The organism is Pseudomonas sp. FFUP_PS_473 (genome assembly GCF_002858665.1).
Lineage (GTDB): Bacteria > Pseudomonadota > Gammaproteobacteria > Pseudomonadales > Pseudomonadaceae > Aquipseudomonas > Aquipseudomonas defluvii.
In genome coordinates, this window is record NZ_PJQQ01000004.1 from 160,183 (window position 1) to 173,154 (window position 12,972).

Annotated in this window: 11 protein-coding genes and 1 pseudogene; 7 read left to right on the plus strand and 5 right to left on the minus strand. The window is 60.7% G+C overall.

Translation table 11 applies throughout. The features are described from left to right. Window positions 1–2,097, minus strand: coding sequence for a phosphate acetyltransferase (gene pta, locus CYD26_RS04255; protein ID WP_065759117.1), 2,097 nt, complete (start codon window positions 2,095–2,097; stop codon window positions 1–3). A 32-nt stretch (window positions 2,098–2,129) separates the two neighbouring features. After that, a pseudogene (locus CYD26_RS04260) lies at window positions 2,130–2,467 on the minus strand (DUF3565 domain-containing protein). Here CYD26_RS04260 and CYD26_RS04265 point away from each other — a divergent pair. After that, window positions 2,436–2,921 (plus strand): peptidylprolyl isomerase, encoded by a 486-nt coding sequence (locus tag CYD26_RS04265; RefSeq protein ID WP_065759116.1) that lies wholly within the window; start codon window positions 2,436–2,438, stop codon window positions 2,919–2,921. The pseudogene CYD26_RS04260 and the gene CYD26_RS04265 sit on opposite strands and share 32 nt — an antisense overlap. Window positions 2,922–3,066: 145 nt before the next feature. Next, complete coding sequence (locus CYD26_RS04270; protein WP_065759115.1) at window positions 3,067–3,549, plus strand: glutathione peroxidase; 483 nt, start codon at window positions 3,067–3,069, stop codon at window positions 3,547–3,549. Window positions 3,550–3,572: 23 nt separating this feature from the next. On the opposite strand, the gene CYD26_RS04275 is transcribed toward CYD26_RS04270, so the two are convergent. Beyond that, entirely contained in the window at window positions 3,573–4,784 is a 1,212-nt protein-coding gene (locus tag CYD26_RS04275; RefSeq protein ID WP_102051867.1) for a glycosyltransferase family 1 protein, read from the minus strand. Window positions 4,785–4,960: 176 nt separating this feature from the next. Between CYD26_RS04275 and CYD26_RS04280 the strand changes: the two genes are divergently transcribed. Continuing rightward, window positions 4,961–6,277 carry a PAS domain-containing methyl-accepting chemotaxis protein gene (locus CYD26_RS04280; protein WP_099773565.1) on the plus strand — a complete coding sequence of 439 codons (1,317 nt, stop codon included), beginning with the start codon at window positions 4,961–4,963 and terminating at the stop codon, window positions 6,275–6,277. A gap of 55 nt (window positions 6,278–6,332) precedes the next feature. Here CYD26_RS04280 and cysZ read toward each other — a convergent pair whose 3' ends face one another. Beyond that, window positions 6,333–7,091 (minus strand): sulfate transporter CysZ, encoded by a 759-nt coding sequence (gene cysZ, locus CYD26_RS04285; RefSeq protein WP_099773566.1) that lies wholly within the window; start codon window positions 7,089–7,091, stop codon window positions 6,333–6,335. 266 nt (window positions 7,092–7,357) lie between these two features. On the opposite strand from cysZ, the gene CYD26_RS04290 reads away from it, so the two are divergent. Next, window positions 7,358–7,957: a peroxiredoxin gene (locus tag CYD26_RS04290; protein ID WP_102051868.1), complete on the plus strand. Its 600-nt coding sequence runs from the start codon at window positions 7,358–7,360 to the stop codon at window positions 7,955–7,957. Between the two features lie 126 nt (window positions 7,958–8,083). Next, window positions 8,084–9,046: a thioredoxin-disulfide reductase gene (gene trxB, locus CYD26_RS04295; RefSeq protein WP_065761145.1), complete on the plus strand. Its 963-nt coding sequence runs from the start codon at window positions 8,084–8,086 to the stop codon at window positions 9,044–9,046. Window positions 9,047–9,138: 92 nt separating this feature from the next. Here trxB and nadC read toward each other — a convergent pair whose 3' ends face one another. After that, on the minus strand, window positions 9,139–9,987 hold the full coding sequence (gene nadC, locus CYD26_RS04300) for a carboxylating nicotinate-nucleotide diphosphorylase (protein ID WP_102051869.1): 849 nt from the start codon (window positions 9,985–9,987) through the stop codon (window positions 9,139–9,141). 175 nt (window positions 9,988–10,162) lie between these two features. Between nadC and ampD the strand changes: the two genes are divergently transcribed. Continuing rightward, complete coding sequence (gene ampD / locus CYD26_RS04305) at window positions 10,163–10,729, plus strand: 1,6-anhydro-N-acetylmuramyl-L-alanine amidase AmpD (RefSeq protein WP_065761147.1); 567 nt, start codon at window positions 10,163–10,165, stop codon at window positions 10,727–10,729. After that, window positions 10,726–11,559, plus strand: a complete 834-nt coding sequence (ampE, locus tag CYD26_RS04310; RefSeq protein ID WP_065761148.1) for a regulatory signaling modulator protein AmpE — start codon at window positions 10,726–10,728, stop codon at window positions 11,557–11,559. Before ampD ends, ampE begins: the two co-directional genes overlap by 4 nt. The last annotated feature ends 1,413 nt before the right edge of the window (window positions 11,560–12,972 follow it).

Consider the following 12,972-nt stretch of genomic DNA (forward strand, 5'->3'; position numbering starts at 1 on the left):
TCAACTATCCAGAGAGCGGTTGGCCTGAATCGCAGTCAGGGCAATGGTGTAGACGATGTCGTCGACCTGGGCACCGCGGGGCAGGTCGTTGACCGGTTTACGCAGGCCTTGCAGCATTGGCCCGAGGCTGACGCAGTCGGCACTGCGCTGCACGGCTTTGTGGGTGGTGTTGCCGGTGTTGAGGTCTGGGAAGACGAACACGGTGGCGCGACCTGCTACCGGGCTGTTTGGCGCCAGTTCGCGGGCGGTGTTTTCGTTGGCCGCCGTGTCGTATTGCAATGGGCCGTCAATCTGCAGGTTGCGTTGGCTTTCCTGGGCGAGCAGGGTGGCTTCGCGTACTTTCTCCACCTCTTCGCCACTGGCTGAATCGCCACTGGAGTAACTGATCATTGCCACCCGTGGCGTGATGCCGAAGGCTTCGGCCGAGTCGGCGCTCTGCAGGGCGATTTCGGCCAGTTCGCTGGCGCTGGGGTGCGGGTTCATCACGCAGTCGCCGTACACCAGCACCTGCTCGGGGAAGAGCATGAAGAATACCGACGAGACCAGGGTGCAGCCCGGCGCGGTCTTGATCAGTTGCAAGGCCGGGCGGATGGTGTTGGCGGTGGAGTGCACCAGGCCCGAGACCAGCCCGTCGACTTCGTCCAGCGCCAGCATCATGGTGCCGATGACCACCGGGTCTTCCAGTTGCTGCTCCGCCATTGGCGCGTTGAGGCTCTTGCTTTTGCGCAGGTTGACCATCGGCTCGACATAGCGCTCGCGGATCAAGTCCGGGTCGAGGATTTCCAGGCCTTCTGGCAGCTCGATACCTTGGGCGCGGGCCACCGCCTGCACCTCTTGCGGCTTGGCCAGCAGCACGCACCGGGCGATGCCGCGGGTCTGGCAGATGGCCGCAGCCTGCACGGTCATGGGCTCGGCGCCTTCCGGCAGGACGATGCGCTTGTTGGCCTGCTGGGCACGTTGTATCAGTTGATAACGGAACACCGCAGGTGACAGGCGCATCTCCCGTGGGGTGCCACAGCGCTGATGCAGCCAGCTGGCGTCGAGGTGGCTGGCGACGAAGTCGGTGATGATCTCGGCGCGCTCGCGGTCGTCGACCGGAATTTCCTTGTTGAGCTGGTTCAGTTGGTTGGCCGTGTCGTAGGAACCCGTGCTCACCGACAGTACCGGCAGGCCTGCCGCCAGTGCTCCCCGGCAGAGTTCGAGGATGCGCGGGTCGGGTTTGCTGTCGCTGGTCAGGAGCAGGCCGGCCAGTGGTACACCATTGATCGATGCCAGGCTGACGGCGAGGATGATGTCGTCGCGGTCGCCCGGGGTTACCACCAGGGTGCCAGGTGTAAGCAGTGGCACCGTATTGGCGACGGTACGGGCGCAGAGGATGATCTTGTTCATCCGCCGTTGTTCACAGTCCCCGGCGTTGAGCACCTGGGCGCCAAGCAGTTCCGCCACATCGCGGGTGCGCGGTGCATTGAGGTCGGCCTGGTAGGGAATGCAGCCAAGCAGGCGGAAATCGCCGCTGCGTAGCACTGGCGAGTGCTCTTTGAGGCGTGTGGCGAAAGCGTGCATGCTTTCGTCGCTACGCACCTTGTTGAGGATCACCCCAAGCACTTTCGGGTCCTTCGGCCCACCGAACAGCTGCGCTTGCAGCTCGACCCGCCCGGACAGTTCGGCCAGCACGTCGCTTTCCGGTGCCGAGACCAGGATGACCTCGGCATCCAGGCTTTTCGCCAGGTGCAGGTTGACCCGCGCAGCGTAGCTGGCGTGGCGGGTCGGCACCATGCCTTCTACGACGACCACGTCCTTGCCCTCGCAGGCTTGCTGGTAGAGGGTGATGATTTCTTCGAGCAGCTCATCGAGCTGGCCGTCGCCCAGCATGCGCTCGACGTGGGCCAGGCTCAGTGGCTTCGGCGGCTTCAAACCGTGGGTGCGTGCGATCAGCTCGGTGGAGCGCTCTGGACCGGTATCACCTGGGTGTGGCTGGGCGATCGGCTTGAAAAAGCCCACCTTCAGGCCGGCCCGCTCCAAGGTGCGGACCAGGCCCAGGCTGATGGAGGTCAGGCCGACACCAAAGTCGGTCGGCGCGATAAAAAATGTCTGCATGCGAGCGTCTCGAGGTGAGCTGTGCAAAAGAATCAATTGCCAAGGGTATCGCTATCGACACCCTGCGCGCACCAGCCGCAGGAAAAAGGCTGGCCGATACGCTGTTGGCGCTGGTCGGCGTCCAGCACCCACGCGCGCGATTGCCAGGGCGGCTGGTGGCGCAGGTGCTGAGTATGGCCGCAGGACAATTCGACCACCCAGTGGCCGTCCTCGTCCTGATGAAAACCGAGAATGCGGCTGTCGCTCATGGTATTCCGTTTGTCTGGGTTACGTTCGCTTTCGGACGAGGCCTTGGTTACACTTATGGCTCTATATTCTTCTGCAAAAGGTCTCGCCCCATGCTGATCGCCGCCAACAAGGCTGTCTCCATCGACTATACCCTGACCAACGACGCTGGTGAGGTCATCGACAGCTCCGCCGGCGGCGCTCCGCTGGTCTACCTGCATGGCGCAGGCAACATCATCCCGGGCCTGGAGAAGGCTCTGGAAGGCAAGAAAGCCGGTGAGGAACTGAATGTTGCCATCGAACCTGAAGATGCCTACGGCGAATACCTGGCTGAACTGGTCAGCACCCTGAACCGCAGCATGTTCGAAGGTGTCGACGAGCTGGAAGTCGGCATGCAGTTCCACGCTTCGGCGCCGGACGGCCAAATGCAGATCGTCACCATCCGTGATCTGGACGGCGACGACGTTACCGTCGATGGCAACCACCCACTGGCTGGCCAGCGCCTGACCTTCCAGGTCAAAGTGGTTGACGTTCGTGACGCCAGCGAAGAAGAAATCGCACATCGCCACATCCACGGCGAAGGTGGTCATCACCACTGATTTTCTGCGCTAAGCTCAGGAAGTCGCGAAGGCGGTCGGGACGATCGGTCAGGCACCCACTGGGACCTGCGATCAGCCCGGGCGCCTTTTTAGTGGGCGAGCCAAAAGGGCGCCGTGGCCCGGATTGGCAATAGAGGAGTTAGTCATGAGTGTATTTCACGACCTGAAGTTGCAAGCGCTGGATGGCCAGGAGTTACCCCTGGCGCCCTTCAAGGGCCAGGTGGTGCTGGTGGTCAACGTCGCCTCCAAGTGTGGGTTGACGCCGCAATACGCTGCGCTGGAAAACCTCTATCAGCAGTACAAAGCCAAGGGTTTCAACGTGCTGGGCTTGCCGTGCAACCAGTTTGCCGGGCAGGAGCCGGGCACCGAGAGCGAGATCCAGGCCTTTTGCAGCCTTAACTATGGGGTGAATTTCCCTCTGGGCAGCAAACTGGACGTTAACGGTCCGCAGCGGCACCCCCTGTACCGTTTGCTGGCTGGCGAAGGCGCGGAGTTCCCAGGCGATATCACCTGGAACTTCGAAAAATTTCTGGTTGGCAAGGATGGTCGGGTGTTGGCCCGCTTTGCTCCGCGTACCGCGCCGGATGATCCGACAGTGGTGCAGGCAATCGAGAAAGCCCTGGGCTAACCCGTTCTAACGGGCGACTTCGTTCACCCGTGAGGTGCGGATGAGCCCGGTTTGATCGTCAGTGGGACAGGTGGTTGGCGCACGCTGGCCGCTTGTTCGCACGCTGTACGCAAGTAGGCCTCGAATTGCTCGACAATCGCTGGCCAGCATTGGCGGCTGGCATGTTGGCGAGCATTCAGGCGTACCCGGCGCAAGGTCTCACTGTCTTCAAGTAGCCAACTGGCGGCGTCGATGAATGCATTCTCGTCACCTGGCATGGCCAGTGCGCCACTGTGCCCGTGGCGGATATGCTGAGCCGCAGCGGCTTCATCGTAGGCGACGACGCCCAGCCCTGACGCCAGTGCTTCAAGCACGACATTGCCGAAGGTTTCCGTGAGGCTGGGGAAGAGGAAGATATCCCCGGACGCATAGTGTTCGGCCAAGGCCGTGCCGCGTTGGGCACCACAGAAAACCGCCTGTGGCAGTTGCTGTTCCAGTGCAGCCCGCTGAGGGCCGTCGCCGACCACAATCAGCCTGATGCGCCGCTGTGGATAAGCCTGGCACAGCGCCTCGACACTGCGGCGTAACAGGCCCAGGTTCTTTTCCACAGCCAATCGCCCGACGTACATCAGGGCAATGTCCTCGTTACCCAACCCCCAGTGTTCACGCAGCGTCTGGCTGCGTCGCGCCGGGTTGAACAGGTGGCTGTCGACACCGCGGGCGAGCAGGCCCAGGCGCTCGAAACCTCGTCGTTGCAGTGTCTGGCGCTGGCTGATGCTCGGTACCAGGGTGGTGTGCGTGCGGTTGTGAAACCAGCGCAGGTAGTGGGTGAGTGCATGCTTCAGCAGGCCCAGACCGTATGGGGCGGTGTACAGCTGAAAGTTGGTATGAAAGCCACTGACCACGGCAATCCCCAAGCGCCGTGCAGCCCGAAGGGCGCTCAAGCCGAGGGGGCCTTCGGTCGCGATGTACAGCACGTCCGGGCGCTGCCGGCGCCAGTGACGCAGGAGTTTGTGCATCGACACCTGGCCCCATTGCAAGCCGGGGTAGCCGGGCAGTGGCCAGCCACGGCACAACAGTGCCTGGTCGTCGCCTGTGCCAGGTAAATCACTTGCCTGGCGCGGGCGCACCAGTTCGACGTGATGCCCGCGTGAGCGCAACCCTTCGCTGAGGCGGCCTAGCGTGTTGGCAACCCCGTTGATTTCGGGTGGGAAGGTCTCGCTGACCAGGGCGATGCGCAAGGTATGTGCTGTCATGACGTACAGTTTCATGCCCGCGGATTGCGCAGGCGTGACGGTGGCATGACGGCTTTGTGACGCCTGACCTCGGGGCTTGTGTGACCGAAATATTTCGTATTGGCGCGCTCAAGAATGTCGAACAATCGGCCGATGCAGATGCATTCAATTGAAGGTCTTGCGCTCCAGGGGCGGTAATGTTCAACAGCAAACTGAAAAAAGAAATCCTCCAGCTGCGTGAAGACCTGCTTTCCATGGAACAGGTCAAAAGCAGTCTCGACAGTGAGATGCTGGTACTGCACCTAGACCCGCAGGGCCGTATCGAGTCGGTTAACAGCAACTTCGAGAAAGAGATGCTGTACGACAGCAGCCAGTTGGTTGGCCGCAACATCGAAGAAATCGTTCCGCCTCACGTCAAACAGCTCGATTTTTACACGAAAATGAGGGGTGCCATCACCCGCGGTGAACACCTCAATGGTGCTTTCCGTCTGCTGCGTGGCAACGGCGAGGAAGCCTGGCTGCGTTCGATTTTGCAGCCAGTCAAGAACAGCGCAGGGCGGCTGCAGTACTTTACGCTGCACTCCAGCGACCTGACCCGCACCATTGAAACCTCTCGTGAGCATGAAAGCCTGATCAATGCGCTGATGCGCTCTACGGCTGTGATCGAGTTCAATCTCGACGGCGAAGTGCTCACGGCCAATGACCGCTTTCTGCAGACGATGGGTTATACCCTCGAGAAGCTGCGCGGCAAGCACCACCGGGTGTTCTGTACGCCGGAAGATTACAACTCGCCCGATTATCAGGCGTTCTGGGACAAGCTGCGCCGTGGCGAGTTCATCGTTGACCGTTTCAAGCGCATTGATGCCCATGGGCGTGAAGTCTGGCTGGAGGCGTCCTACAACCCGATCATCGATGCGCACGACGTGCTGTACAAAGTGGTCAAATTCGCCACGGTAATCACCGATCAGGTCAAGCAGGAACAAGCTGTTGCCGAGGCAGCCAACATTGCCTACGAGACCTCTCAGCAGACCGACGCCAGCGCTCAGAAGGGTGCCGAGGTTGTGAACAATACCGTTGAAGTCATGCGTGGCCTTGAGGCCTACATGCAGGATGCAGCGGAGGGTATCGAGGCATTGGACAAGCAGTCTCAGGTGATCGGCTCGATCATCAAGACCATCAGCGACATTGCCGGGCAAACCAACCTGCTGGCGCTCAACGCGGCCATTGAAGCCGCTCGCGCGGGTGAACAAGGCCGTGGTTTCGCGGTGGTTGCCGACGAAGTACGGCAATTGGCGTCGCGTACCAGCGCCGCCACCGAGGAAATCGCCCGGGTGGTGCAGCAGAACGAACAACTGGCCAAAGCCGCAGTGGACATTATCGACAGCAGCAAGCGTCAGGCCGAACAAGGCCTGGAGCTGGTCGGGCAGACCGGAACGGTGATTGTCGAAATTCAGGACGGCGCCAAGCGCGTTGTCAGCGCGGTGGGCCAGTTCTCCAGCCACCTGGCGAGCTGATGTCGGCCTGACCAGAGACGCTACGGCCTGCCAGAAGGCAGGCCGTATCAAGGCGTCAGCTTACCTTCGTCGGCGCTAGCGCCTTGTCACCGTCTTCACGTACCCAGAACACCACGGCCCCCGCTACCGCCGCCGGCATCATCAGGATGTTGACGAACGGGATCAGCAGCGCTAGGTACACCGAGCCGCCGAAGCTCAGGCTCTTCCAGCGTTTTTCCCGCAGCCAGGCGAGCATTTCGTTCCAGCCCAGCTTGTGGTTGTCGGCCGGGTAGTCGATGTATTGAATGGCCATCATCCAGATCCCGAACACCAGCCACAATGGCGCCGCGATCAGGTTGACCACCGGAATCAGCGACAGAATGAACAGGGCGATGGTGCGTGGGAGGAAGTAGCCCAGTTTGCGCAGCTCACGGCTCAGCGTGCGCGGCACCATGGCGACCAGTTCGCTCCAACTGAACGGCGGCGACTGATCGCTGCCGCGTATTACCGCTTCGACCTTTTCAGCCAGAAAGCCATTGAACGGGGCGGCGATGATATTGGCGAGCAGGGTGAAGGTGAAGAACACCATCAGCGCTACCAGCACGACAAACAGCGGCCACAGGATATAGCTGAGAAAGCTCAGCCAGTTCGGCAGGCTGGGCATCAACGTGTCGACCCACAGGCTGAACTGGTGCCCGGCAAGGTAGATGAGGCCGAAAAACAGTACCAGGTTGATCGTCAAAGGCAGCAGCACGAACAGTCGCAGGCCCGGGCTGAGTACCAGTGTTAAGCCCTGGCGCAGGTAGTCCGGGCCAGAAAGAACAGGGGCTTGCATAGAAGGCTCCGCGTGAGGATAAAACGCGCTGACATTACCGAGTTTGGGCACCCGGTGAAAGCCGGCAAGGCTTGGCGACACGCGATGTAACAAAAGCCGAGGTCGCTTGTGACCCGTAGGTCATAGAGGATCAGGCCATTCCCAAGACGGTAAATAGAGGTCGTCTATAAGGTAGATTGTCTAAGGATATTTCCTTAATCTCTGCCACCTCGCTACAGTGCGCACAACTTTTCAACGCCTTCGAATTCAATCTTCAAGGAGTTTTCATGAGCATTCTGGTTAACAAGCAAGCCCCTGATTTCGATGCCGCGGCAGTGCTGGGTGACGGTTCGATCGTTGACAGCTTCACGCTTTCCTCCCTGCGCGGCAAATACGTCGTGCTGTTCTTCTGGCCGCTGGACTTCACCTTCGTCTGCCCGTCGGAAATCATTGCCCACAACAACCGTATGGAAAAGTTCCGTGAGCTGGGTGTTGAAGTGGTCGGTGTTTCCATCGACTCGCAGTTCACCCACCACGCCTGGCGCAACACGCCGGTGGAGAAGGGCGGCATTGGCGAAGTCGAATTCACCATGGTCGCTGACGTTAAACACGAAATCACCCGTGCCTATGGTATCGAGCATGACGCCGGCGTTGCCCTGCGTGCTTCGTTCCTGATCGACCAGAAAGGCGTGGTGCAGCATCAGGTAGTCAACAACCTGCCGCTGGGTCGTGAAGTCGACGAGATGATTCGTCTGGTCGAAGCCCTGCAGTTCACCGAACAGTACGGTGAAGTGTGCCCGGCCGGCTGGCGTCCAGGCCAGAAAGGCATGAAGGCCGATGCCAAGGGTGTTGCCGACTACCTGGCGGAAAACGCCAAGAGCCTGTAACCCACTGTTTTCAAGACCTGCGGCCAAAAGCCTTCCCCAAGTGCTTCGCAGGTTCTTTTTTATTCCAGCCGGCGATCCCGGCGTTACGACACTGGCCGCTACAGGCCAGGTCGACAGGAGAGTGTCATGTCTGAAGTACGTCATTCGCGAGTGATCATCCTCGGTTCCGGCCCTGCCGGTTACAGCGCCGCGGTGTACGCCGCCCGTGCCAACCTCAAGCCGCTGCTGATCACCGGCATGCAGGCTGGTGGCCAGCTGACCACTACCACCGAAGTCGACAACTGGCCGGGCGATGCCCATGGCCTGACCGGCCCGGCACTGATGCAGCGTATGCAGGAACACGCCGAGCGTTTCGAGACTGAAGTGGTGTTCGACCACATCAACGCCGTAGACCTGGCGCAAAAGCCGTTCACCCTCAAAGGTGACAGCGCCACCTACACCTGTGATGCACTGATCATCGCCACCGGTGCCAGCGCTCGCTACCTGGGCCTGCCGTCGGAAGAAACCTTCATGGGCAAAGGTGTTTCGGCCTGCGCTACCTGTGACGGTTTCTTCTACCGCAACCGTGAGGTGGCCGTAGTGGGCGGCGGTAACACCGCTGTCGAGGAAGCCCTGTACCTGGCCAACATCGCCAGCAAGGTCACTCTGGTTCACCGCCGCGAAACCTTCCGCGCCGAGAAGATCCTGGTCGACAAGCTGCACGCTCGTGTGGCCGAAGGCAAGATCGTGCTGAAGCTCAACGCCACCCTGGACGAAGTGCTGGGTGACGACATGGGCGTGACCGGTGCGCGCCTGAAGAACAACGATGGCAGCAGCGAAGACATCAAGGTCGACGGCGTGTTCATCGCCATTGGCCATACCCCGAACACGTCGCTGTTCGAAGGCCAGCTGACCCTCAAGGACGGCTACCTGGTAGTCAACGGCGGCCGTGACGGCAACGCCACTGCCACCAACATCGAGGGTGTGTTTGCTGCCGGTGACGTGGCTGACCACGTGTACCGCCAGGCGATCACCTCGGCCGGTGCCGGTTGCATGGCTGCACTGGACGTCGAGCGCTACCTGGATGGCCTGCAGAACGCGGCACATTGATTCTGCGCAGGTAAATGACAAACCCCCGCCTTTGAGCGGGGGTTTGTTTTTCAGGCAAGGGGCTGCGTACGTGCGGTAAGCCCTCTGAGCCCTTACAGGCTCAGGCGCATCGACAGGTCCACCGCCTTGACGTCCTTGGTCATGGCACCGATGGATATGTAGTCCACCCCCGTTTCGGCGACCACCAGCAGGGTGCTTTCGTTGATCCCGCCACTGGCTTCGAGTTTGGCACGGCCAGCATTCAAACGGACGGCTTCGCGCATGTCGTCCAGGCTCAGTTCGTCGAGCATGATGATGTCGGCACCAGCGTCCAGTGCCTGCTTCAGCTCGGCCAGGCTTTCCACTTCGATTTCCACGGGTTTGCCGGGGGCGATGCGGTGTGCCGCGGTGATCGCTTCGGCGATGCCGCCGCTGGCGGCAATGTGGTTTTCCTTGATCAGGAAGGCATCGTAGAGGCCGATCCGGTGGTTGTGGCAGCCGCCGCAGGTGACTGCATACTTCTGCGCCAGGCGCAGGCCTGGGAGCGTCTTGCGGGTGTCGAGCAGTTTGACCTGGGTATGGGCAACCTTGTCAGCGAGGAACTGCGCGTGGGTGGCGACACCGGAGAGCAACTGCAGGAAGTTCAAGGCGCTGCGTTCACCACTGAGCAGCGAGCGTGCCGGCCCTTCAAGGGTGAACAGGATCTGGTTGGGCCTGGCCCGGTCGCCGTCCTTGACCTGCCAATGCACCGCCACCCGAGGGTCGAGCTGGCGGAACACCGCATCCACCCATGCAGTACCGCTGATGACGCAGTTCTCACGGGTGATGATGGTGGCCTTGGCCAGGCGTTCGGCGGGGATCAGTTGGGCAGTGATGTCGCCGCTGCCAATGTCTTCGAGCAACGCACGGCGCACGTTGGCTTCGATTTCGGCAGTCAGATCGGCGAGGCGTAAATTCGGCATGGCGGGCTCCACAAGCTAAGTGGCCGGGATTATAGGTCAGCCCGTGCCGGGGTTGCAGCAAACAAGCGGCGTGTTGTGCAGGGTTTGGCTACTCGAGAACACACTTTTTCACGATACATCTGCCTGTGCGACGGGGCATACTGGCGTTGTCCTTGGGTTGCTTTCAGGAATTTCTATGCAGTTGGACCGTGCTACCGGCTGGGTTGCCGGCATCACCCATTGCCCTTCGCCAAACTTTAACGCCCGCCCTGATGGCGAAGCCATTTCCCTGCTGGTGATCCACAATATCAGCTTGCCGCCAGCGCAATTCGCCACCGGCAAGGTTCAGGCGTTCTTCCAGAACCGTTTGGACCCTGACGAGCACCCGTTTTTCGAGACCATCAAGACCTTGCGCGTTTCTGCGCATTTTTTGATCGAGCGTGATGGTGCCGTTACCCAGTTCGTGTCCTGCCTGGATCGGGCCTGGCACGCCGGTGTCTCGGCATTTGACGGTCGCGAAGGGTGTAACGACTTTTCTTTGGGTATCGAACTGGAGGGCACCGACGATATGCCCTTCACCGATGCCCAGTATCAGGCCTTGCAGGTGCTGACCCAGCAACTGCAGGCGGCCTGGCCAGCGATTAGCCGCGAACGGATTCGCGGCCACAGTGAAATTGCCCCGGGTCGCAAGACGGATCCGGGCCCAGCCTTTGATTGGGCGCGTTACCGCGCCGCCCTGCAGGATAGCGAGGAGAAATCATGAGTTTTCTGGTGTTGTTGCTGGTGTTGTGGATCGAGAAGTTTTCGGCGTTGCGTCAGCGCCTGCAGCGCGATCGCTTCTTTCTTGGCGAGTTGGCGCGACTGGAGCGTAGCGGCAAAACCCATCCGTGGTGGGCGCTGGGTATTCTGGTGCTGCTGCCGGTGGCGTTGCTGGCGTTGCTCGTGCATGCGCTGGAACCGGTGGCGTATGGTTTGCTGGTCTTTCCGATCCACTTGCTGGTGCTGATTTACAGCTTGGGACGTGGTGATGTGAAGGCGTCGCTGGGCGCGTTTCGCGATGCGTGGCGGCGTGGCGATGAGCAGGCCGCACTGCATGTGGCTGAGCGTGATCTGGGCTTGGCCGCCGACAATGAAACCATGTTGATTGAGCGGGTTGAAGGGCATCTGCTGTGGCAGGCCTACCAGAGCCTGTTCGCGGTGATTTTCTGGTACTTCCTGTTGGGCCCGGCCATCGCGTTGGGTTACCGCTTGTTGGCATTGACGGCGGCTCATGCGCGTAACGAGGCATTGCGTGACTGTGCAGGGCAGGTACGGCATGCCTTCGATTGGCTGCCCGTACGCTTGTTGGCCTTGAGTTTTGCCTTGGTCGGCAATTTCGTTGCGGTCAGCCGTGCGTTGTTGCACGAATTGCTGAACTGGCACATCAGCGCCGGTCGGCTGATTCACATCGCCGGCCGTGCGGCCGGCGAGCTCTCTCAGGGCGCTGCGGTTGGCCCTGATGGCCTTGCCGATCTGGACACCCTCTGGGAACTGCTGCTGCGTTCCGCCGTACTCTGGTACGCCGGCTTCGCCCTCTGGACCGTCCTTGCCTGAAACCATGGCGGATCGAGCTCGGGCTCGATCCGCCGGTTAACCTTAAGTTACAAAACCCCGCATCGATATGCGTTATACAGGACCTGGTGAACATCGCCGGTGGCCTAGAGCCATTGCGCCTATAGAACAATAAGAATCAAGGAGACGACCCGTGAAGCGCCTCTTGTATCCCGCCGTTGCGCTGATGAACCGCCTGAGTTTCGGGATGAAGTTCAGCCTGATCAGCGTCCTGTTTTTCCTGCCCATGCTGGTGACCAATTTCTATCTGGTCCGCGACGCGTATGCCCAGCTCAATGCCACCCGTGTCGAGCTGCAAAGCCTCGATCTGCTTGGCAGCAGCCTGATGTTGCGCAGTGATCTGGAAACCTTGGGCAATCTGGTGCAGATCAATGCTGTGCTGGGGCAGTCGGGCAAGGCCGAGGATGTCGAGGTGAAAATCTCGGCCCTTGAACAGCAACTGTTGTCCCGCCTGCAGGGTTTGAGCACGGTGTCGGTCGATGAGGCGCAGGTGCGAGCCTTCGAGGACAAACGCAGTGAAATGCTGGCCGTGTTCCAGCGTGCGCAGAGCGAATCGTCCTTGTTGAGCAAGGCAGCCCTGTTTGACAAGCTGCTGGCCCAGGCCCAGGTGCTGAGCAAGCTGATCGCCAGCCAGGCCGGGCTGAGCCAGGATGATGAGCGTGTCATCCGCCAACTCAGTGAGCTGTTGATCAGCGCAACCCCGCAGGTCACTCAGGCCTTGGGTGAGGGGCGAGCCATGGGCGCCTATTCCCTTGGTCAAGGCTTTCTCAATTCGTCCTCCAGTACCCGTTTCGAGGAACTGCTGCAGGCCCTCGACAAACTCGCAGCGGACTATGCGATCAAAGTGCAGGACGCCCTGGCCACTGAACCGCGGGCGAAGGCGAGCCTGGGGGCGCACGCTGCAGCCAGCCAGGCCACATTGAAGCAGGCCAGTGAGCTGTTCGAGGAGCAGGTGGTCATGGCCGACACCCTTGATGCGCCGTGGCCAGCTTTTTATCAACAGGCTAGCGACTTGATGGCGCAGACCTACCAACTCAACAGTGCAACCCTGGACTTTCTGCGCCTGGAGTTGCAGCAGCGACTGGGGGAATACCGTCAGCACATGACACTGCTGGTGGCGGCCCTGGCGGGCATATTCCTGTTGATCGTCTACCTGTACAGCGGCTTCTACGCCTCTACCCGCAGCACGCTGAAGCGTCTTGGCGTTGTGATGGATGAGGTGGCGGCCGGCGACATGACCGTGAACTTCCAGGCCCACAGCCGCGATGAGCTGGGTGAGTTGGGGCAGGTGTTCAATGCCACGGTGCGGCGTATTCACGACCTGATCGAGCAGGTTGGCCAGACTGTCGCGCAGGTTGAGTACCAGGCCGGGCAGGTGCATGCCGTTTCGGCGCG

Coding starts and splice junctions, on each gene's coding strand:
- pta (WP_065759117.1), bottom strand. CDS start 2,097: ATGCAGACATTTTTTATCGCGCCGACCGACTTTGGTGTCGGCCTGACC.
- CYD26_RS04265 (WP_065759116.1), top strand. CDS start 2,436: ATGCTGATCGCCGCCAACAAGGCTGTCTCCATCGACTATACCCTGACC.
- CYD26_RS04270 (WP_065759115.1), top strand. CDS start 3,067: ATGAGTGTATTTCACGACCTGAAGTTGCAAGCGCTGGATGGCCAGGAG.
- CYD26_RS04275 (WP_102051867.1), bottom strand. CDS start 4,784: ATGACAGCACATACCTTGCGCATCGCCCTGGTCAGCGAGACCTTCCCA.
- CYD26_RS04280 (WP_099773565.1), top strand. CDS start 4,961: ATGTTCAACAGCAAACTGAAAAAAGAAATCCTCCAGCTGCGTGAAGAC.
- cysZ (WP_099773566.1), bottom strand. CDS start 7,091: ATGCAAGCCCCTGTTCTTTCTGGCCCGGACTACCTGCGCCAGGGCTTA.
- CYD26_RS04290 (WP_102051868.1), top strand. CDS start 7,358: ATGAGCATTCTGGTTAACAAGCAAGCCCCTGATTTCGATGCCGCGGCA.
- trxB (WP_065761145.1), top strand. CDS start 8,084: ATGTCTGAAGTACGTCATTCGCGAGTGATCATCCTCGGTTCCGGCCCT.
- nadC (WP_102051869.1), bottom strand. CDS start 9,987: ATGCCGAATTTACGCCTCGCCGATCTGACTGCCGAAATCGAAGCCAAC.
- ampD (WP_065761147.1), top strand. CDS start 10,163: ATGCAGTTGGACCGTGCTACCGGCTGGGTTGCCGGCATCACCCATTGC.
- ampE (WP_065761148.1), top strand. CDS start 10,726: ATGAGTTTTCTGGTGTTGTTGCTGGTGTTGTGGATCGAGAAGTTTTCG.